This is a genomic window from Microbacterium sp. PI-SA-G (genome assembly GCF_057215335.1).
In genome coordinates, this window is record NZ_CM170103.1 from 1,844,925 (window position 1) to 1,864,943 (window position 20,019).

General features: G+C 68.0%; 16 protein-coding genes. 5 read left to right on the forward strand and 11 right to left on the reverse strand.

What is annotated here, in order from left to right:
- Nucleotide 1 precedes the first annotated feature (1 nt).
- The 3 genes from AC2D10_RS09085 to AC2D10_RS09095 all read right to left on the reverse strand — a co-directional run bounded on the left by AC2D10_RS09085 (nt 2) and on the right by AC2D10_RS09095 (nt 2,853).
- Complete coding sequence (locus AC2D10_RS09085) at nt 2-1,090, reverse strand: alkene reductase (RefSeq protein ID WP_484711761.1); 1,089 nt, start codon at nt 1,088-1,090, stop codon at nt 2-4.
- Nucleotides 1,091-1,144: 54 nt separating this feature from the next.
- Nucleotides 1,145-2,461, reverse strand: a complete 1,317-nt coding sequence (locus AC2D10_RS09090) for a peptidoglycan DD-metalloendopeptidase family protein (RefSeq protein ID WP_484711762.1) — start codon at nt 2,459-2,461, stop codon at nt 1,145-1,147.
- Between the two features lie 101 nt (nt 2,462-2,562).
- Complete coding sequence (locus tag AC2D10_RS09095; protein ID WP_484711763.1) at nt 2,563-2,853, reverse strand: hypothetical protein; 291 nt, start codon at nt 2,851-2,853, stop codon at nt 2,563-2,565.
- A 136-nt stretch (nt 2,854-2,989) separates the two neighbouring features.
- On the opposite strand from AC2D10_RS09095, the gene AC2D10_RS09100 reads away from it, so the two are divergent.
- On the forward strand, nt 2,990-3,295 hold the full coding sequence (locus tag AC2D10_RS09100) for a DUF7882 family protein (RefSeq protein ID WP_484711764.1): 306 nt from the start codon (nt 2,990-2,992) through the stop codon (nt 3,293-3,295).
- Nucleotides 3,296-3,358: 63 nt separating this feature from the next.
- Entirely contained in the window at nt 3,359-4,771 is a 1,413-nt protein-coding gene (locus tag AC2D10_RS09105) for a cell division initiation protein (RefSeq protein ID WP_484711765.1), read from the forward strand.
- Between the two features lie 58 nt (nt 4,772-4,829).
- On the opposite strand, the gene AC2D10_RS09110 is transcribed toward AC2D10_RS09105, so the two are convergent.
- From AC2D10_RS09110 to AC2D10_RS09125, 4 genes are all read right to left on the reverse strand, one after another.
- Nucleotides 4,830-5,861, reverse strand: coding sequence for a fatty acid desaturase family protein (locus AC2D10_RS09110; protein WP_484711766.1), 1,032 nt, complete (start codon nt 5,859-5,861; stop codon nt 4,830-4,832).
- A gap of 221 nt (nt 5,862-6,082) precedes the next feature.
- On the reverse strand, nt 6,083-6,370 hold the full coding sequence (locus AC2D10_RS09115) for a hypothetical protein (protein ID WP_484711767.1): 288 nt from the start codon (nt 6,368-6,370) through the stop codon (nt 6,083-6,085).
- Between the two features lie 202 nt (nt 6,371-6,572).
- The gene (locus AC2D10_RS09120) at nt 6,573-7,541 is read right to left on the reverse strand and encodes an intradiol ring-cleavage dioxygenase (protein WP_484711768.1); all 969 of its coding nucleotides are present in this window, start codon (nt 7,539-7,541) and stop codon (nt 6,573-6,575) included.
- A 67-nt stretch (nt 7,542-7,608) separates the two neighbouring features.
- Nucleotides 7,609-8,766, reverse strand: a complete 1,158-nt coding sequence (locus AC2D10_RS09125) for a low temperature requirement protein A (RefSeq protein WP_484711837.1) — start codon at nt 8,764-8,766, stop codon at nt 7,609-7,611.
- 337 nt (nt 8,767-9,103) lie between these two features.
- Here AC2D10_RS09125 and AC2D10_RS09130 point away from each other — a divergent pair, with 337 nt between their 5' ends.
- Genes AC2D10_RS09130 through AC2D10_RS09140 form a run of 3 tightly spaced genes read left to right on the forward strand, consistent with a single transcriptional unit; the run spans nt 9,104 to nt 12,967 of the window.
- Complete coding sequence (locus AC2D10_RS09130) at nt 9,104-10,636, forward strand: sugar transferase (RefSeq protein WP_484711769.1); 1,533 nt, start codon at nt 9,104-9,106, stop codon at nt 10,634-10,636.
- A 4-nt stretch (nt 10,637-10,640) separates the two neighbouring features.
- Nucleotides 10,641-11,837, forward strand: coding sequence for a DUF1972 domain-containing protein (locus tag AC2D10_RS09135; RefSeq protein ID WP_484711770.1), 1,197 nt, complete (start codon nt 10,641-10,643; stop codon nt 11,835-11,837).
- On the forward strand, nt 11,834-12,967 hold the full coding sequence (locus tag AC2D10_RS09140) for a glycosyltransferase family 4 protein (protein WP_484711771.1): 1,134 nt from the start codon (nt 11,834-11,836) through the stop codon (nt 12,965-12,967). Before AC2D10_RS09135 ends, AC2D10_RS09140 begins: the two co-directional genes overlap by 4 nt.
- A 28-nt stretch (nt 12,968-12,995) precedes the next feature.
- Here the strand turns inward: AC2D10_RS09140 and AC2D10_RS09145 are convergent, their stop codons facing one another.
- From AC2D10_RS09145 to AC2D10_RS09160, 4 genes are all read right to left on the reverse strand, one after another.
- Nucleotides 12,996-14,327 carry an MATE family efflux transporter gene (locus AC2D10_RS09145; RefSeq protein WP_484711772.1) on the reverse strand — a complete coding sequence of 444 codons (1,332 nt, stop codon included), beginning with the start codon at nt 14,325-14,327 and terminating at the stop codon, nt 12,996-12,998.
- 4 nt (nt 14,328-14,331) lie between these two features.
- Nucleotides 14,332-16,977, reverse strand: coding sequence for a right-handed parallel beta-helix repeat-containing protein (locus AC2D10_RS09150; RefSeq protein ID WP_484711773.1), 2,646 nt, complete (start codon nt 16,975-16,977; stop codon nt 14,332-14,334).
- A 186-nt stretch (nt 16,978-17,163) separates the two neighbouring features.
- Nucleotides 17,164-18,516 (reverse strand): tyrosine-protein kinase domain-containing protein, encoded by a 1,353-nt coding sequence (locus tag AC2D10_RS09155; RefSeq protein ID WP_484711774.1) that lies wholly within the window; start codon nt 18,514-18,516, stop codon nt 17,164-17,166.
- A 55-nt stretch (nt 18,517-18,571) separates the two neighbouring features.
- Nucleotides 18,572-19,879 carry a hypothetical protein gene (locus AC2D10_RS09160; RefSeq protein ID WP_484711775.1) on the reverse strand — a complete coding sequence of 436 codons (1,308 nt, stop codon included), beginning with the start codon at nt 19,877-19,879 and terminating at the stop codon, nt 18,572-18,574.
- Nucleotides 19,880-20,019 lie beyond the last annotated feature (140 nt).

Here is a 20,019-nt window from a genome sequence, read left to right on the forward strand (position 1 = left end):
GTCAGGAGCCGACGGGAACCGACTCGAGCGACGGGTAGTCGGTGTACCCCTCGGCCGTGGTGCCGTAGAAGAGCGCGGGCCTCGGCTCGTTGAGCTCGCTTCCCCGGCGCCAGCGCTCGACGAGGTCGGGGTTGGCGATCACGGGGCGACCGGCGGCGACGGCGTCCGCCCAACCGTCGGCGATGAGCCTCTCGGCCTCGTCGCGGGCGGTCGGAGTGGCGAAGCCCGAGTTGAGGATCAGCGGCGCGCCGACCGTGCGGCGGATGTGCTGCACGAGATCTCCGATCGGTGCGGCGCTGAGGATGTCGATGAAGGCGAGTCCGAGAGGCGCGAGCCCCTCAGCGACAGCGGTGTAGGTCGCCCGCGCGTCGGCGTCGTCCTCTTCCAGCACACCCTGGATGTTGTGCTGCGGCGACAGGCGGATGCCGGTGCGGTCGGCGCCCACCGCTGCCGCGACGGCCTCGGTGACCTCGATCGCGAAGCGGGCACGGTTCTGCGGGGCTCCGCCGTAGAGGTCTTCGCGGATGTTGGAGACCGGGGAGAGGAACTCGTGCACCAGGTACCCGTTGGCACCGTGCACCTCGACGCCGTCGAGACCGGCGGCGATGGCATTGCGCGCGGCCTGGGCGAACTGCTCCACCACGACGGGGATCTCATCCAGCGTCAGCGCGTGCGCGACCGGCATGTCGACCTTGCCCTCGGGCGTGTGGGTCTGACCGGGGGCGGCGAGCGCGCTCGGCGCGACGACGCGGGACTCCCCCGAGATGGCCGGGTGCGACACGCGTCCGCCGTGCATCAGCTGCATGACGATCGTGCCGCCGGCCTCGTGCACGGCGTCGGCGATCAGGCGCCATCCCTCGATCTGCGCGGGCGTCACGATCCCCGGCTGTCCGGAATACGACTTGCCCTCTGCCGCGGGCCAAGTGCCCTCGGTGATGATGAGCCCCTGTCCTGCGCGCTGCCGGTAGTACTCGACCATGGTCGCGTTGGGCACGCCCTCGCTCCCCGCCCTGGTGCGGGTCAGCGGCGCCATCACGACGCGGTTGGACAGGGACAGGGCGCCGAAGGCGGCGGATTCGAAAAGACTCACAACAGGAGGTAAGGCCGCGCGCGCGGGGGCTATTCCCGGCGGAGGCCATCAGCGTCACCCGATCTGCGAGAAACCGCCCCAGCCCGGACCGATCGGGAAGGTACCCCAGAAGGCGCAGGTGCCGGTTCCGGGATAGAAGGTGAGGAGTCCCGAGGAGGAGCGGCCGATGAGATCGACGTACCCGTCTCGGTCGAAGTCGACGCCGCCGGTGAGCGCCGTGGTGTCGGACCACCCGCTGCTGATGACGCGGCGCGCTTCGAAGGAGCTGCCCGTGCCGGGGTAGCATCCGAGAACCCCCGCGCTGTCGATGGTGATCACGTCACCCCGACCGTCGTTGGTGAAGTCGCCGCCGACGAGGAAGCGCGCGTTCTGCCAGCCGCCGCCGCGGGTGGGGTGCGGTCCGACAAGCGCTCCCGCCGCGTTGCCGCGGTAGACCGTCATGGTGCCCGCCGGGGAGACTCCGAGGACGTCCTGCTTGCCATCACCGGTGTAGTCCGCGCCGGATGCCACGTGCAGCATGTCGTACCAGCCGCTGCCGATGATGTCGCGCTGGCCGAAGCCGCCCGTCTCACTGCCGCCGTAGAACTCCAGCGCGCCATCGCTGCGCACCGCCAACATATCGGCGATGCCGTCGTCATTGAGGTCGCTGTGCGTGAGGTGCTTGTAGAGCCCCCAGGCTGATGTCACGACCGACGGTGCATGGAATCCGCCGTTGCCGGCACCCGGGTAGTGCACCAGGTCGCTGTCACCGGCGACAGCAAGCAGGTCGGCCTTGCCGTCGCGGTCGTAGTCCGCCGACAGGACCGCGTTGTTGCGTGGTGCGGCAAGGCCGGGGAAGCTCATCGGGATGAAGTTTCCGCGGACCACATTGGCCAGGCAGGTGAAGCCGTTGTTGATCGCGGTGTACACAGACCCGTTGCGCCGCACCTCGAAGTGCAGATGGTTGGCCGAGGTCGCGCCGGTCTTGCCGATCACGCCGATCTGCTGGCCTCGCGCGACGGGCGTGCCGGGCGCGTACGTTCCGGCCGAGGCCATGTGTGCGTAGCGGGTGACATAACCGCCGGGATGCTCGATGTCGGTGTAGTTGCCGTAGCCGTTGTTCGACGTGCGCGCCTTGATGACGCCGTCATAGGCGGCGAGGATCGGAGTTCCCCCAGGGCCGGTGATGTCGATGCCCTCGTGAGCGCGATAGTTGTTGCGGCAGCCGTCGCCGACCTTCGACTGGATGTTCCCGGATGCCGGATAGACCATCTGCCCGTCAGAGGCCGCCGCTGCGGGCGAGCCGGAGGAGAGTGCGGGCGCTAGCGCACCGATCAGCACGGCCATCAGTGCCACAGCGACACCGAAGCGGGCACGGCGCGGCCGTGTCATTCGCTTCATATCGAGTTCTTCCCTCACCCGGTCGGCCCCACGGACGCTCGTCCTCCGCTGTCACCGTACCAGCGCGCGGAACTGCGGCGGTATCACCGATTTCAGAGCAGGTCGAACGTGCCCCCGTAAGGAGAGGAGTCATCGCCGTCGTCGCGTGCGTCGTACTCGACCGTCTCGATCGAGAACACGACTCTGCTGACCGGTGTGATCAGGACGCTCATCGTGCGGTTGCCCACCACAGTGAAATCCACGAATCCGCCGCCGGCATGCGCTGCTCCCTCGATCTCGCGCTTGAGCCCGGTCACGTCCTGCCCCTGGGCCAAGAGGAAGCTGCTGTCGTCGACGCCGACCTGGGTGCGCACCATGGTCTGGGTCTCCCCGATGTCGCTCATGATTCTCCCTCCGCTGATTCCACGTGTTCTTCGAACCTGCTCCGAGGACGATAGCCCTCGATCTTGTGTTCTGTCTCGGGGATTGCGGCGCGCCTCCGAAAGCGTGATCACGCGGGCGCGGGTGTAGCGTTTCGGTATGGGAAGGCTCAGGTACGACGGCACATCCGATCCGATCCTCATCGAGGATGAGACGCTCGCGCATCTCAAGATCGTGATCTCGACGAAGCTCCGTCGCCAGGAGAGCTTCATGATGACCTGGCTTCCGATCGGCGACGGTCCGGATCGGCGTGCCACGGTGTGGATCCATCCCGCGATTCCGCTGCAGTTCGGGTACGACTCGGCAGAGCCTCCTCGCGTGGACGCGAAGCTGATCGCTGAGATGATGCGGTCGCTCAATGCCACCGGCGAACTGGTCCTCGACCACCTGATCCACTCGACCTGATCCGCGCTCCCGCCCACCCGATCGGGGGGCGCGGCTCGCCGTGCGCGCAACTAGGCTGGAGGCATGAGTGAATCCTCCGGAACGGCCGATCGCGACGGTCAGCGCTCCCCCGACTTCTTCGACCAGCTGATCGAGACCAACCCCCAGCCGCAGCAGGACGATTCGACGTTCACCGTCGGATTCCGCGGGTATGACAAGGCCGAGGTCGACTCCGCCCTGGCCGCGATGCGCACGCGCCTGCAAGAGGCCACGAACGCACTCGCCGAGGCGGAGGAACGGCATTCGAGCAGCCTCGAGTCCCTCCGCGCGGAGGAGCAGGAGGCCCGCGACGCGATCGCGGCCGAGCTGACCGCCGCCAAGGTTCAGGTCGCCGACGCCGAACAGCAGATCACCACCCTCACGTCCGAGCTCGTCGATGCTCCGACACCGGACGGCAAGGAGGCGCCCTCGCGCCAGCAGTTCGAGGCCATCCTGCGTGTCGCCGAAGAGCAGGCGAACGTCCTGATCCAGAACGCGGCCGTGCAGGCCGACCGTCTGATGGAAGCCGCCCGCGACGAGGTCGCCACGCAGCGCGCCGAGGCCGAGGCCGACGCCGAGCGCATCACGGCTCAGGCACAGCGCGACGCCGATCAGGTGCGGCTCAAGATGGACACCGAGTACACCGCGCACGAGGCGCGCATCGAGCGCGAGGCCAGCCACGCCGCCGAGAAGGTCAACCAGGCGTCTCAGGAGGCCACGGCCATCCGCACGGAGGCCGAGAAGGGCGCAGCCGCGCTCCGCTCGCTGGTCACGCGTGAGACGACTCAGCTGCGGGCAGACGCCGAGCGCGACGTGCGCGACATGAACGCACGGGTGCTGGAGTTCGAGGAGACGCTCACGCGCCGTCAGGACGACGCGCAGCAGGAATTCCTCGTGTTGCACAACCAGGCGGTCGCTCACGCCGAGCGCATCACCAACGACGCCAACGAGCAGGTCGCTGCATCTCTCGAGCACGCGCAGCGCATCTCGGGCAAGGCCGAGGACTACGAGCGTCTGATGCGCAGCCAGTCGCAGTCGATCGAGGCAGCGGCCCAGGTGCGCGCCCGCGAGATCCTCGAGCGTGCACGGGTGAAGTCGCAGAAGATCGTCGACTCCGTCACGAATCACACGTCCGCTGTTCTGCGCGACGCCGAGGACCGCACGCGCCAGCTGCGCTGGCAGCAGCAGCAGCTCACGAGCTTCATGTCGGAGGTGCGCGAGCTGATCCGCCCCGACGGCATCTTCTCGGGCGACGGAAGCGACAACACCACCGCCCGCTCCCCGATCACGGCCGACGCCGACGCCGACGCTGACGCCGACAAGGATGACGCCGACCTGAGCGCCCCCACCGAGGAGTTCCTCGGCGACGAGGTGCTCGACGACGAGGTCACCGACAACGACGGGCGCCTCGAGAAGATCACGATCGACGTGGTCGAGAGTGACAACTCATCACGCTAGTCCGCATACGAGAAAGCGCAGCGCCCCGAAAGGAGCGCTGCGCTTTGTCGTGTGAGGCTTACGCGCGGCCGAACTGCGCGACGGCGGGGCAGTCGAACGGATCAGCGCCGGCAGACAGCCCGACCCGGTTCAGGTACTCGATGACGATCATGTACGACTTGCCGAGGCTCGTCTCGGTGTACGGCACGTCATTCGAGATGCAGTAGTCACGCACGATCTCGCGCGCCTTCGACAGGTGCGGGCGCGGCATGTTCGGGAACAGGTGGTGCTCCACCTGGTAGTTGAGTCCACCCATGAGCCAGGTGGCCCACCATCCACCGCGGATGTTGCGGGACGTACGCACCTGCTTCGAGAAGAAGTCCAGGCGGGCGCTCGGATCGACGATCGGCATGCCCTTGTGGTTCGGGGCGAACGCGGCGCCCATGTACACGCCGAACACGGCGAACTGCACGCCCAGGAAGGCGAACGCCATTCCGAGCGGGAGCATCATGAACACCGGGATGAGGAGCAGGGCGAACCGCAGCGTGATGATGCTGAGCTCGATCCAGCGTCCCTTGACGTTCTTCTTCGTCATGAGGTACTTCAGACCGAGGAAGTGCAGGTTCAGTCCCTCGAGCGTGAGCAGCGGGAAGAATAGCCAGCCCTGCTTGCGGGTGATCAACTTGATCAGGCCCTTCGCCTTCGCCGCGTCCTCTTCGAGGAACGAGATCGTGTCGACCTCGATGTCGGGGTCCTTGCCGACCTGGTTCGGGTTGCCGTGGTGCTTGGTGTGCTTCGAGTCCCACCAGGAGTAGCTCATACCGATGCTGGCGATCACGATGCGGGCGAGCCTGAAGTTCGCCGGACCGCTGGAGAGGATCTGGCGGTGCGCCGCCTCGTGACCGAGGAAGGCGATCTGCGTGAGGACGATGCCGAGGCCCGCGGCGATGAGCAGCTGGAACCAGCTGTCGCCGAGCAGGATGAAGCCCGTGATCAGGCCGCCGAGCGCCACGGCGATGCCGGTGGCGACGAGGGCATAGAACCACCGGGCACGGTTCAGGAGCCCGGTTTCGCGAACCACCTGGGAGACCTGCTTGTAGGCCTGCGCCATCGGGGGGAAATCCGCATTGCCCGCGTACGTCTGGCGTACCCGTCCGAGCGTTGCGCTGGTCGTCGTGTCGAGCTGAGTTGAGATGATGCTCTCCCGTCGATCGGAGCCCTTGAGACTTCTGATAAGCCCAAGGCGACCGCCCAACGCTTAACTCAGGTTAGCCCTGGGCCCATGCACCGAACGGAATACAAGAAAGTATGTTCCGTGACCCTGGCAATCGTCTAGACGCGGGCGCGACGCGGACGCCGCCGACCGCCGAGAGCGCGGCCGGGCCGGCTCGCTCGAGGCTCGTCGGCGCGGGCCTTCTGGGCGCTCTCGAGCTCGAGTCGCGCGTCATCCAACTCCGCGAACGAGCCGAGGTCGGTGCCGCGCTCGTCGCGGACCAGGTGCACGGCGCCGTCGAACTCGACGAAGCCTGCGAACTCTCCGTCGCGGGTCGCGACGAACACGTCGGTGTCGGCCTGTTTCCAGGTCAACGGGTCGGAAGGAGGAAAGGTGGTGATGTTCATGGTGATGCTCATTGCTGTGTGGCGGGCGCAGGTCGGCGCTCCGCAGATCGTGAGATCGAAGGCGGATGCCGCGCGCATCGATGTGCGTGGTCCGTGATGGCCCTGATCAGTGGCGACGTGACGGCCGAGAGGGGCGAATCATCCACGTTGCACCATCAGTCTAACAGACCCGCTCTGCGGAGGCTCCGTCCGGGCGTGGTGGTCAGCGAGCGGGTGGTGCTCCGCCGCCGCTGGGCCCGCCGCCGCCGGGTGCCGATCCCGCAGAAGGCGCGGTGGTGGTGTCGACACCGACGACCAGAGTCGCGGTGTATCCGCTCGCGACATCTCCGGTCATGGTGGCGAGTTGGCGCTGTGCCGCGTCGTCGCCGAAGACGTTGTCGCCCGCGAGCGTGACGCCGCTCAGGTTGCGCGTCGAGTCGTCGTAGCCGGCCTCGGCGTAGACCGTCGCGCATTCTGCCTCGGGCAGCGCCAGCTGCGAGGTCGCGATCACGTTGCTCGCGTCGGTGATCGACGCGACGTCGGGGAACACCTCGAAGTGGATGTGCGGCCAGCGGCCGGAGTAGCAGCCGGGGAAGATCGACGTGAAGGCGACGCGCCCCTCGGCATCCGCCACTTGCACCCCGCGCAGATAGGTGACGTCCTCGAGCCCCTCGGAGTACATCGAGTACTCTCCCCCCGCCGTGCAGTGCCATGCATAGACGGCGACGCCGGCGAAGGGAACGCCTCCGGACGCCAGATCCAGGATCTGCAGGGCGACCGTCAGCGGTACGCCGTCTGCGGTCGCGCCCCCGTCGATCGACGAACGGATGTCGGAGCGCACGATGCCCGAGTCCTCGAGCACGTCCGGCCCGTTGGATCCGTCGCCCGGATACGGGCCGGCCGTCTCGTCGGGGATCTCATCGGCGACGGTGCCGGCAGATGACGGGTCCGTCGATGCGGAGGCCGTCGCGGCAGGGGGCGTGGTGGCGCTCGAGTCGCTCGGCGCGCACGCGGCGAGGACGACCGCACCGATTCCCAGCCCGGCGAGGCTCAGCACCCCGCGTCTGCTGATCACGGTGCGGATGTCGAACGCCGCTCCCTGATCCACCACCTCTTCGTCGGCGCGATCCAGGAGGCGCCCCTGGTAGGCGGGGCCGTCGGGGGTCTGGGTGGGCTGCGGGATCCGGCTCATGAGAGGCGCCTTTCGTTCGATGTGCCCTCACTCTCACTGACGCCCCGATCAGGACTGTCTGCGCCGGCTATGCGAGGTCTATGAGCTTCTCCTCGTCAGACGGGCCTCGGCCGGGTGCGCGTACGACGAGAACGACGACGATGGCCACGAGGATCGCGGCGGTGAGGGTGATCGGGATCGGCAGCACGGGATCGAGAAGCACAAGGGCGGCCCCGACCGGCAGCACCGTATTCACGACGCGATCGGCGTTCTCACGGATCGCCACCCACCAGACACCCAGCAGGAACACCGCGATCGGGATGGTGACCGTGAAGGACGCCGTCACGTTCGACAGGTCGCTCTTGCCGGTGAGGACGTCGAGCTCGACCTCGATGCCCGCCGAGAACGCGGCCGCGGCGGCGAAGACGAGGTAGTGCGTGTAGCCGTAGCGCAGTGACCGCCGGAACGACGTGATCGCGCGATGATGCGGCGGCCAGAAGTAGATCCACCACAGCGAGGCAGTGACCACCAGTGTGAGCACCGCGATGGCGATCAGCGGACCGAGCGACTCCACCTCGCTGAGAGCGTCGAGGATCGCGTTGGCCGAGGCGAGCAGGCTCTCGCCCAGCACGATCAGGGTGAACAGGCCGTAGCGCTCGGTGATGTGGTGCGGGTGCGACGGCGTCTGCCGACGGTGCTCCGCGACGATCGGCACGCTCATCTCGAGCAGCGCGAACGCGACGAAGGCGACGATCTGCAGCGGCCCGCCGGGAACGAGCAGGAACAGCACCCACAGCACCTGCACGGCGCCGATCCCGAACGCGTAGCGGCGGGTCGCTCCGCTCAGCGCACCCGCCGATCGCGAAGCGCGCAGCCACTGGGCGATCATCGCGACCCTCATCACGACGTAGCCGAGGACCGTGATGGTGAAGTTGCCGTGCTCGAAGGCGTTCGGGATGCCGGCGGCCATCACCAGCACGCCTCCCATCTGCACGATCGTGGTGAGGCGGTACAGCCAGTCGTCGGTGTCGAACGCGGTGGCGAACCAGGTGAAGTTCATCCACGCCCACCAGATCGCGAAGAAGATCATCAGATACGACGTGATGCCGTGCACGAAGTCACCGTGGCTGAGGGCGTGATGCAGCTGCGCCGAGGCGATACTCACGGCCACGACGAACACCAGATCGAAGAACAGCTCGAGCGGACTCGCAGCGCGATGAGGCTGCGCCGGGTCCCTCGGCACCATTCGCTGAAGGCGGAGAGACGAGGGCAGAGAAGGCGTGTTCACGCGGGTCAGACTAGTCCTCCCCGGGCAGTCGTTCCTCGATTCGTCGAAGTTACCTTTCATCTTCCGTTCACGTCCGCTATGCTTTCGAACGTTCGCAGTGTCCGCTGCCAGCAACCGCCGTGTGGGACGGCGATCGCAACCCGTGGTGTGGGATCACGGAGTGTCAGCGGAAACCCGAGGGGTCGGGAATGCGGACGACTGTCGCGAGCATTTGTTCGCGGCCTGGGGAAAATACTGGGGAACACATGTCGCACTGGGGAATTCTGCGTACATCAACGGCTTTCGGAGCCGGGGCATGACCTCCGTCGAGGATGCCCTGAGCATCACTCGCACGGGATCCGGCTTCTTGCCGGTCGCCGCACCGAGAGCCACCAAGTCGGTGACGCGCACCGTGGTCACGCCGCGCGCGTCCGCCACGCTGGAACGACGCCGGCAGTGGGAACGTCGCTATCGGATGCGTCTGCGGATCACGGATGCTGCAGTCATCCTGTTCGCCGTCGGTCTGACCGCGGCCGTTCAGCTGCTCATCGGGGTCGCTCCGGTCGAGGTACTTCGCGGAGGCGTCCCCCTCGCCGCCGTGTGGTACCTCATGCTCAGCGCGCTGCACACGCGGGACGCCGCGTTGTTCCGTGCGAGCGCAACCGAGTACCGGGGCGTCGTGCACGCCAGCGGGCTCGCCTTCGGGATCATCGCGATCGTCGCGGTGCTCCTGAAATGGGAGTCGATGCAACTGACGCTGCTGCTGGGGCTGCCGCTCGGAGTGCTCACTCTCCTCGTGACCCGCTGGGCCTGGCGCCACTGGCTCCAGGCCCAGCGCGGCCAGGGCAGGTTCTCCTCCCGCACGCTCGTGGTTGGAAACCGCGACGACGTCGAGTACGTGGTGCGCACACTGCACCCGATCGGCGCCTCCGGCTACCAGGTGGTTGGCGCGACCCTGCTCGACGGGAACGCTCGCGAGATCGAAGTCAACGGCGCGCTCTTCCCGGTCCTCGGCAATGTCAACTCCGTCTCGACCGTGGCGGCCGAGCTCGGTGCCGACACGATCATCGTCGCCAGCCGGCCCGAGGGTGACCCGGAGTTCGTGAAGCAGCTCAGCTGGCGCCTCGAGGGCACGGCATCGGAGCTCGTCCTCTCCAGCCGCCTCACCGACGTCGCCGGTCCGCGCATCTCGTTCGCGCCGGTCGAAGGCCTGCCCCTCATCCAGGTGCAGATCCCCCGTTACGAGGGTGGGCAGCACGTGCTCAAGCGCGCCCTCGACATCGCGGTCGCCACGCTGGCGCTGATTCCGATCGGCCTGATCGCTCCGGTGCTCGCGCTGCTCATCAAGATGGACTCGCCCGGTCCGACCTTCTTCTTCCAGGAGCGGGTCGGCCGCGACGGCCGTCGCTTCAAGATGGTCAAGTTCCGCTCCATGAAGACCGATGCCGAGCAGCAACTCGCCGCGCTCAAGGAGCAGAATCAGGGCGCCGGCCCTCTGTTCAAGATGAAGGACGACCCGCGGGTCACCCGCATCGGCAGGATCCTGCGCAAGCTGTCACTCGATGAGCTGCCGCAGTTCTGGAACGTGCTGATCGGCGACATGAGCGTCGTCGGCCCGCGTCCTCCGCTGTCCAGCGAGGTCACCGCCTACGACGGCACCGTGTTCCGCCGCCTGTACATCAAGCCCGGGATCACCGGTCTCTGGCAGGTCTCCGGGCGCAGCGACCTCTCGTGGGACGAGAGCGTTCGCCTCGACCTGCGCTACGTCGAGAACTGGTCGGTCATGAACGACCTCCAGATCATGTGGCGCACCGCGAAGGTCATGGTGCAGCCCAGCGGGGCATACTGATCGAATGAGTAATTCGCAGCCCCTCACCATCGCAATGGTAGGGACCCGAGGAGTGCCCGCCGCATACGGCGGATTCGAGACGGCGATCGAGGAAGTCGGTCGCCGTCTCGCCGAGCGGGGTCACGACGTGGTCGTGTACACCCGCGGCTCCGAGCGCCGCGAGAAGGAGTACCTCGGGATGCGGGTCGTGCATCTGCCCGCGGTTCCGGTGAAGCAGATCGAGACCCTCAGCCATACGGGGCTCTCGACGCTGCACCTCATGTTCCGTCGACGCCCGCATGCCACGTTCGTCTTCAACGCGGCCAACTCCCCCTTCCTGCCCCTGCTCCGCCTGCGACGCGCCCGCGTGGCGCTGCACATGGACGGACTCGAGTGGCGGCGCTCCAAGTGGGGGCCCCGCGGCAAGGCGTACTACCGCTGGGCCGAGCAGTTCGGCGTCCGCACCGCCGACGCACTGATCTCCGACGCCCCCGGCATCGCCGACTACTACCGCCACCAGTTCGACGTGCCGACCGAGATGATCCGCTACGGCGCGCCGATCCTCGACGAGCTGCCCGAGCGCGGAGTGGCCGAGATGGACCTGACGCCGAAGGGCTATCACCTGGTTGTGGCCCGGTTCGAACCGGAGAACCACGTGCTGGAGATCGTCGAGGGCTACCGCCGCAGCGACGCGAAGCTGCCTCTCGTCGTCGTCGGGTCGGCGCCCTACAGCGCCGGTTACACGCAGGAGATCCAGCGCATCGCCGACAGCGACGGGCGGATCCGCCTCGTGGGCGGCGTCTACGACCAGGAGCTGCTCGACGCCCTGTACGCGAACGCGCTGACCTACCTGCACGGCCACTCCGTCGGCGGCACCAACCCCTCGCTGCTGCGCGCCATGGGTGCCGGCACTGCGGTCATCGGATTCGACGTGCCCTTCAACCGCGAGGTGCTCAACGGCGACGGCTGGTTCTTCTCCGACGCCGCCGATGTCGCCGCACACGTGGTCTCTGCTGAGGCGGACTCCGGGCTCACCGCTGCGCGGGGCGACACTGCACGCGAGAACGCCCGCACCCGCTTCCGATGGGACGACGTCACCGACGAGTACGAAGCGCTCGCCCGACGCCTGGCCGACGGTGCGAGCATCCACCGCTCCGCCAAACGCGCTCGGCGACGGTCGGACGACTGGACGCCCGCGCCCGCAGAGACCGCCGCTCCGTGACCGGCGACGCCCGACCCACCGCCCTGCTCGTGCACCCCGGTGCCGAGATGTTCGGCTCCGACCGCATGCTGCTCGAGAGCGCGATCGGTCTGGTCGAGTCCGGTGCCCGCGTGGTCGTCGCACTGCCCGCCCGCGGGCTGCTCGACGGTGAACTCCGCGCCGCCGGGGCCGAGGTCGTGATCATCCCGATGCTGGTCCTGCGCAAGGTGCTGCTGACCCGCAAGGGACTGCCGACGCTCTTCCGCGACATGTTCCGCGGCCTGGGAGCCGCATGGCGGCTGATCGGCCGTGTGCGGCCCGACGTCGTCTACGTGTCGACGATCATCATCCCCCAGTGGCCGCTCATCGCACGGCTGAGGGGCGTCCGTTCCGTGAGCCATGTGCACGAGGCCGAGGCGTCGGGCAGCCGTCTGGTGAACCGCATCCTGTACTCGCCGCACCTCGCCTCGGAGCGCACGCTGGTGAACAGCCGCTTCAGCCTCGAGACACTGGCGGCGGCGCTTCCGAGTCTCGCCCGCCGCTCGCACGTGGTCTACAACGGAGTCGCTTCTCCCCCGCATCCGTCCTCACCGCGCGCGAGGACCTCTGACGCACTGCGCATTCTCTACATCGGGCGCCTGTCGCCGCGGAAGGGCCCCGATCTCGTCATCGAGGCGGCGGCCCGGCTCCACGCCGCCGGCCGCCCGGTGCAGGTGACGCTGCTGGGCGCCGTGTTCGAAGGCTACGAGTGGTTCGAACGCGATCTGCGCGCCCAGGCCGCCGCGGCCGGCGTCGCGGTGGACTTCGCCGGATTCCACACCGAGATCTGGCCGTTCCTGGCGTCGTCCGACGTGCTGATCGTGCCGTCGCGAGTCGACGAGCCGTTCGGCAACACCGCGGTCGAGGGCATCCTCGCGCTGCGACCGGTCATCGCCAGCGACAGCAGCGGTCTCCGCGAGGCGGCGGGCGGCTACGGCACCGCGCTGCTGATCACCCCCGGGGACGCGGAGTCGATCGCCGATGCTCTGAACGACGTCGACACGCGCTGGGACGAGATGGTGTCCACGGTCGCCGAGAGCCGTGCCGAAGCGCTGCGTCGACACGCGCCCGAGGTGTACCGCGCGAGCGTGCGCGAGCACGTCATCGGCTGAGACCGCCCGGGCGACTCGTCGCCGCGGTCTACTCCGGCGAGCCCTGGCCGGGCGTCGCGTCGGGAGTGCCCCCGCCGAGTCGCGCGCGGTTGCGGACGATGTAGATCGAGAACGGGATCAGCTGGCAGACCAGCAACGCGAAGGCGACGCCGATCAGCGGACCGGCGATCCCGAGCAGCGGCGTCAGCACGAACGCGAGGGTGATTCCCACAGCGGCCATGCTGAGCGTCGGGATGACCTGGAAGCGGATGCCCGGCTTGTCCATGATGTACATCCCGAGCGGATAGACCGCGGCCGTCATCATGATCATCAGCCCGAAGGCGAAGATCGTGCTCGTCTGCACGGTCAGCTCGCCCTGCGTGATGAACCCGAAGAGCCACGGCGAGACCCACCAGACCATGACCGTCGCAGCGGCGACCGCCACCGCGAACAGGGCCGAGAGCAGGAACGGACCCCGCTGCTTCGCCCCCTGATGGCGGGCACGGGCGAACAGCGGCCAGAGGGCGAGTCCACCCGCCATCACCAGTCCGTTCAGCGCGAAGAAGACCTGCCCGGCCACCCCGTATTCGGCCACTCCGGCCGGGCCGTCGAGCTGCGCGATCACGTAGCGCTGCGATCCGACCGCGATCGGGTAGGTCACCATCTGCGCCAGCATCGGCCAGCCTACGTCCATGACACGGACGCCGGGATACCGCCGAGGCCGCAGGACCATTCGCGCGGCGGAGGGGATCAGCGGCGAGGTGGTGCGTGCCGTGATGAGGACGCCCAGCAGCGCCACGAGGAATGATGCTGCGAACGACGCGATCGCGACGAAGGAGTGCAGGTTCTCACCCCCGAAGGTGAGGATGAGCCACACGCCGAGGAGCGTCAGCGGCGAGATCAGCCCCTGCAGCAGGATGACGACGTGATTGCGGCGCTGCCCGAGCATGATCCGCGCCCAGATGCCGAGCGGAATTCCGAGGCAGAAGATCGTGACGCAGAAGAACGCCGCCAGCGATGCTCCGGGTCGTCCCCCCGCGTCGCCGAAGACCATCTCCCACGCTCCGGTCGCGACGAGCACCGTGTTGAGAGCCATCGCCGAGCCGGCGAAGATGAGCAGGACCCGCCCGACAGAGGTGAGCTGGTAGCGCAGCTTCTCATCCGTGCGCACATCATCACTCGTCGCCACCGCGTTGACCAGCACCGCCCCGCTGCCGAGGTCCGTGAACGTCAGCAGCGAGGGGATGGTGATCAGCAGCGTGTAGAGAGCCAAGCTGTCGACGCCCGCGTCGCCGATGATCATGCGGGTCGTGAGAACGCCACAGACCAGCGCGATGATCATCGTCAGCGCGCGGGCGCCGACTGCCAGGAGAGAGCTCATACGGTCAGCGCTGAAGCGCTCCCAACGTGGTGCTGTTGGCGGGCAGGCGGGTGCCGGCGGCAACATCGGACGGCACCGGGACGGCGATGGACGACTGCGTGTTCGCATAGCTCGGCTGCAGAGCGAACTCGTCGGTCACCACGGTGGCACCGTCGACCAGGCGCGAGCGGCCGTCCTGGCCGGTGGCCGCCGTGTAGGCGGCCAGGGTGTCGGTCACGCTCGGATCCTTCGACACCGGGCCGACGGACCAGGCGGAGAACCATCGCACCGCACTGGGGTCATCGCGGTGGTACAGGTTGCCGTTGACGCTGGACACCATCTGCGACCCGGTGAACTGCATCGAGAAGTCCTGCACGCAGACGAGGCAGTTTCCATCGCTTTCGGCGACCACGTTGTTCGACATCACCACGTTGCTCACGATCCACGGCGCGAGCGGCGCGTAACGCGTGCGCGGGTCGTGCCCGGCTGCGTTCGGATCGGACGCACGGCGCGAGTCCTGCGCGATGTTCACGTTTCGCTCGAGGTTGTCGACGACCGTGTTGTTCCAGATCTTCACCGAGCCGGAGTTGACCACGTAGAGCCCGAACTGGCCGTTGTCAGCGATGATGTTGTCGGCGACCACCGCCCGCTCCGAGAGCTCCACGAAGACGCCGTGGCCGGTATTGCCGATCACGTCGTTCCCGGTGAAGCGGATGTCGACGACGGACTCGTCGAACCAGGGGCCCCGGCCGAAGTTGCCGGTGAACGCGCTGTCCGTCACCGTCACCCCCTGCGTCCTGGTCACCTTGAAGGCGCCGGAGACCGGCGAATGGTTGAAGTTCTCGGAGTTGTTGCCGACAGACAGCATCTGATCGACCACGAGCCCGTCGGCCTGCGACGCGCCCCCGCCCAGCAGGCCGTTGCCGATCAGCGACACCCGGGTGAGCGTCGTGCGCGGCGACCACGAATAGAAGCCGGTGGTGGAGTTGTCGCGGATCGTGACGTCGGAGAGAGTCACGTCGTTCGCTGCGGCGACGACGGTTCCCATCTGCGGAACGCTCGTCGCGTAGCGGCGCACACCGATGCCCTTGATGACACTCTTGGCGGACTGGATCGACAGCGCCTGGGTCAGCACGCTCGCCTCGACCGGCTTCCCGGTCGGGTCGGTGCCGATGACCAGGCGCTTGGCCGCGTCGTCGACGAAGAAGGTGCCCGTGGTGACCTCAGCCGCCGAGGAGACCTCGCGCAGCGGGGCACCGGCGACCCACACCTGGTCGGGGTGCGCGGCCATTGGGTGGGCCGGATCGACGAAGCGCCACTCGGGCTGCGTGTTGTCGGGGGCTCCCTTGGTGTACGTGGGGCTCGAGTCGAGCTTCGTCGTCCATCCGTCGACAACCCACGTCGTGCCGGACGCCTTCCACCCGGCGACGGGCTTCGCGCCGTCGAGCCAGACAGCCTCGTTCGGTGCCGGCTGAACGGTGACCCGCTTCTGCGCCGGGATCACGACCTCTTCGTGATAGGTGCCGCCGCGCAGCACGACAGTGCCGCCGTTCGGGACCAATCGCAGCGCCGCCGCGATCGTGCGCACGGGCGCAGCCTTGGTGCCGGCTGCGGTGTCCTTGCCGTTCGGCGCGGCGTAGATCGCGTTCGCCGGTGCGTCGTACGCCAGCGTTCCCGGCTCCTTCGCGCCCGGGTCGCCGCGGACGCCGTCCACGGGGTCGGGAGAGGTCGGGGTCGACACGGGAGGGGTCGTCACGGTCGGGGGCGGCGTGGGAGTCACGGGAGTCGTGGGCTTGGGGGTCGGCTTCGTCGTGACGGGCGCGGTGGGCTTCGGCGTCGGCTTCACCGGCGGTACGACCTTCGGCGTCGTGAGCCGGATGTCGTCGATGGCGACCGGTACCGCGGCCTTCGCACCGCCGGACGTGTACAGCGCGAACGCGTAGCCGCCCGCCTTCTGGATGCGCGTCGCCGAGGAGTCCTTGTGCGAGACCTGCCAGCCGGCGGGCTCCTTGGCACCGACGGCCCACGCCTTCGCACCGAGGACCACGGGCGTCTTTCCGGTCACGCTGAGCGAGACGTTCAGCCGGGTTCCGCTCTTCACCGTCAGAGGAAGCCGCTGCTCGGCGAGGCTCTGCACGCTGGTGAGATCAGTCAGCCGGACCAGCGAGATGTACGAGGACCCGTCAGGGTGCACGCGTACGCGGACACCGTAGGAGTCCTTGCCGGAGACGCGCACGGCCTGCGCCAGATACAGCGGCCCGCCCTGGGGCAGCGCCGGCACGGTCAGCGAGAACGTGCTGTTCACGTCGGTCGCCGAGACGCCCGATGCGGTGGCTCGAGCGGTGATGCCCGGCTTGCGGCTGGCGAGCAGAGCCTTGCCGCCGGTGACGCTGGCGGTGCCTTCGACGATGCGCCAGGCTCCCGCCGACGACGAACCCCAACCGGAGCCCACGGTGCGGTTCATCGCGTCGTCGAAGACCGGAACCTGCGTCACGGCGGTCGCGGCCTGCTCCGCAGGTCGTGGCGCATCGGCCAGCGCGGGCGGCGCCACGGCCAGGAAGGCGGACGTGGCGAGCACGGCACCGAGCACACCGGCGACGATTCTCTGGCGGGAGCGTCGGGACGAGCGGGAGCTCACGGTGTGCGCGAGCGGGCGGAGCGGGAAGGACATGAAGTCACCGTCTTCTGGGGAGAACGTACGAACAACCAGCACCTTCACCGCATTTTCTGCCCCGGCGGTGAAGAGCGAGCCCCCCTCGCAACTCCTGAAGAATAACCGGCCCCTCGGCGAATGACAACTCTCCTGAATATCGCAGTGGGTGTCGCGGTCGAGCACGCCCTCTCGACGCGCGGATCATCACTCGCTGTAGTACTCGCTGCGATGCCGGTCGGGGCGGGCGCGGTTGAGCACGGTCCCGAGGATGCGCGCACCACCCGATTCGAGCGACTTGATGCTCTTCGTGAGCGCCGCACGGCGCGTCTTCGTGGCATCCACCACCAGGATCACACCGTCGGTCTGCGTGGCGAACAGGTTCGCGTCGGCGACGCTGAGCGTGGGCGGCGAATCGATCACGACGTAGTCGTACTCCGCCGCCGCGAAGTCCAGCAGCTCAGCCATGCGAGACGACGTCAGGAGTTCGGCCGGATTCGGCGGGACGGTGCCGGCCGGGAGGATGTCGAGTGTGCTGTCGGCCACACTGTGCTTGGCGACGTCGAACTCGACCTCGCCGAGCAGCACGCTCGTGAGGCCGATCGAGCCGTCGATGCCGGCGTGCTCGTGTGCGCGGGGACGACGCATGTCGGCGTCGATGAGCAGCACGGAGTTGCGCAGGCCGGCCAGAGTCATGGCCAGGTTCACCGAGACCGTCGATTTGCCCTCGGACGGCGATCCGGAGGTCACCAGCAGCACCTTCACCCGCGAGCTCACGTTCGCGTAGGCGAGGGCCGATCGGATGCGTCGGAATTCCTCGGAGGTGTGCCCGAGCGGCTCCTGCGACACGGCGATGCCGCGTGTCGCCAGCAGCGGCGACTTCGAGACAACGCCGAGAACCGGATCCCCACCGGACTGGGCGAGCGTCTCCTCGTTGCGGACGCGGGTGTCGAGCACGCCGATCAACAGCGCGACGGCGATTCCGAGGACTCCGCCGAGGAAGCCTCCCAGGAGCGCGTCGCGGGGCTTGCTGGGCGTGAACTGGAACTCGGGCGCCACGGCGTCGTCGATGATCTGCGCTGTGATGGTCGACTCGCCGGCCGGATCCTTCGGCGCCACGTCCTTGACCACGAGCATCAACTGCTCGGCGACGGAGTCGGCGAGCTCGGCTGACGCCTCCGCGTCATCGGCGATGCCGGTGACGCGTAGCGTCACGGTGTCCTGCGGGATCGAGACCTCGATCGACCGCGTGAGCTCACGCGGGGTGGTGTCGAGGTCGAGATCCTCGATCACGGCATCCAGCACACGCGAACTGGTCACCAGCTGAGCGAACGACAGCATCTGGCTCTGGGTGTAGGCGGACCCCTGATTCAGGTCGGACGCGCTGGTTCCCTGGTTGAGGGCGAAGTAGAGCGACGTCGTCGCCTGGTACAGAGGCGTCTGCAGCGATGCGTACCCGAACGAGCCTGCCGCTCCGGCGACGGCGAACAGCACGACCATCCACCAGAACTTCCGCAATGAGCTGACGATGACGCGCAGACTGACCCGGCTCTCGCCCATGACTCCCCGTTCCCCCTGAAACTCCGATTCTAGAGGAGTCATGCCGGCCCCACCCTCACGCGCGCTCAGGCGCGGACGGCGGCGCCGCCGGGAGTGCGAGAGCATCCGGTGCGAGGAGCGTCTCCTGCGACGGATCACCTCGGTGGCTGACGAAGACGTCGGAATCCCGAGCCCAGGTGATCGCCAGACCGGCGCAGAACCAGAGGAACATGCTGTACTGCGTGATCAGCGCCACGACGACCAGACTCGGCAGCTGCCCCACGACCGCGATGGCCGCCGGGCTTCGCGTCGACCGCCGCACGGTCAGCACGGCGGCGCACACGATCGCCGCCATGATCAGGAGCGTCGGCACGTACCCGTACCGCAGCAGAGTGAGGACGAGGGCGTTGTCGATCGACCGCGCGAAGTAGCCGAGGTAGTAGTCGCCCGAGACCAGCGACTGCCAATCGCCCGGGTTGCCGAAGAGCTGAACCTGCTCCATGAGCACGAGCAGATCGGTGCGGTAGTCCGCACTGCCGCCCGCCTCGTCGCCCGCCGCCCCGAACACGGTGTCGATGATCGGAAGCACGACCGCCGTGCCGATGACGCCGGCGGCCGCGACCGACACGCGGAATCGGGTCGAGACGCCGACCAGCAGGAAGGTCGACAGCACCAGGGTCAGGGCGAGCGTGATGAGCCCGGCCCTGCTGAAGGTGAGGACCGTCGCCACCGCGACGATGAGCACTCCGCCGATCTTGGGCAGCAGGCGCCAGCGCGTCGCGACCACGAAGGCGGATGACATCGCGAGTGCCGCCCCGAGAGCGATCGAATGCCCGAACGCGCCCTCCACCCGCAGGACGCCGCCGCGCTCCTGGAGCGGACTCCACGTCTCGTGCACGATTCCGGACCCCGGGATCAGCACGAACGGATTGAGACCGGTGACGAATTCGATCACCGCCAGAGTCGCGGCGATGATTGCCACGATCGAGATGGTGCTCGTGACCCAGCGGACGTCGACGCGGGCGATCACCACGCGCCCCCAGACGTAGGGAATGATCCACTCGAGCAGGGCGGCGACGAGGGAGGCGAGATCGACGGAGCCGAAGCCGTAGAGGCCGATGATCACGACGACGAACGCGGCCACCCACGCGTCCGCAGCCCGCAGAGGAACGACGGACCAGTTGACGATGATGAGCAGTGCGGTGAGCAGCGTGATGGCGGCCCAGTAGAAGCTGATGTTCGCTCCGACCCAGATCGGAACGAAGAACAGGACAGCGGCCCACACGACGAAGGCGGCGCGCGGGCGGATCCGTAACAAGAAGACGGCGATGGCCGCAGCCGCGATCCCTCCGATGGCGAGTAACGCGATCGGCACTGTCCCCATGCGACCTGATGTTACTCCGGTGCCGAGACGCGGAACGAATCGAACGAGACCGTCCCGTGCCCCTGTCCCGCCTACGCGCGCGGGCTGTCGAACGCACGAAGGCCGCTGCCTCCTCGCTCCGTGTGTGGAGATCGAGGAAG

Bases quoted from the DNA above. Each gene is read 5' to 3' on its own strand.
- AC2D10_RS09105 (WP_484711765.1), top strand. From the start codon at position 3,359: ATGAGTGAATCCTCCGGAACGGCCGATCGCGACGGTCAGCGCTCCCCC.
- AC2D10_RS09160 (WP_484711775.1), bottom strand. From the start codon at position 19,879: ATGGGGACAGTGCCGATCGCGTTACTCGCCATCGGAGGGATCGCGGCT.
- AC2D10_RS09130 (WP_484711769.1), top strand. From the start codon at position 9,104: ATGACCTCCGTCGAGGATGCCCTGAGCATCACTCGCACGGGATCCGGC.
- AC2D10_RS09115 (WP_484711767.1), bottom strand. From the start codon at position 6,370: ATGAACATCACCACCTTTCCTCCTTCCGACCCGTTGACCTGGAAACAG.
- AC2D10_RS09120 (WP_484711768.1), bottom strand. From the start codon at position 7,541: ATGAGCCGGATCCCGCAGCCCACCCAGACCCCCGACGGCCCCGCCTAC.
- AC2D10_RS09155 (WP_484711774.1), bottom strand. From the start codon at position 18,516: ATGGGCGAGAGCCGGGTCAGTCTGCGCGTCATCGTCAGCTCATTGCGG.
- AC2D10_RS09145 (WP_484711772.1), bottom strand. From the start codon at position 14,327: ATGAGCTCTCTCCTGGCAGTCGGCGCCCGCGCGCTGACGATGATCATC.
- AC2D10_RS09100 (WP_484711764.1), top strand. From the start codon at position 2,990: ATGGGAAGGCTCAGGTACGACGGCACATCCGATCCGATCCTCATCGAG.
- AC2D10_RS09110 (WP_484711766.1), bottom strand. From the start codon at position 5,861: ATGGCGCAGGCCTACAAGCAGGTCTCCCAGGTGGTTCGCGAAACCGGG.
- AC2D10_RS09135 (WP_484711770.1), top strand. From the start codon at position 10,641: ATGAGTAATTCGCAGCCCCTCACCATCGCAATGGTAGGGACCCGAGGA.
- AC2D10_RS09095 (WP_484711763.1), bottom strand. From the start codon at position 2,853: ATGAGCGACATCGGGGAGACCCAGACCATGGTGCGCACCCAGGTCGGC.
- AC2D10_RS09150 (WP_484711773.1), bottom strand. From the start codon at position 16,977: ATGTCCTTCCCGCTCCGCCCGCTCGCGCACACCGTGAGCTCCCGCTCG.
- AC2D10_RS09125 (WP_484711837.1), bottom strand. From the start codon at position 8,766: ATGGTGCCGAGGGACCCGGCGCAGCCTCATCGCGCTGCGAGTCCGCTC.
- AC2D10_RS09090 (WP_484711762.1), bottom strand. From the start codon at position 2,461: ATGACACGGCCGCGCCGTGCCCGCTTCGGTGTCGCTGTGGCACTGATG.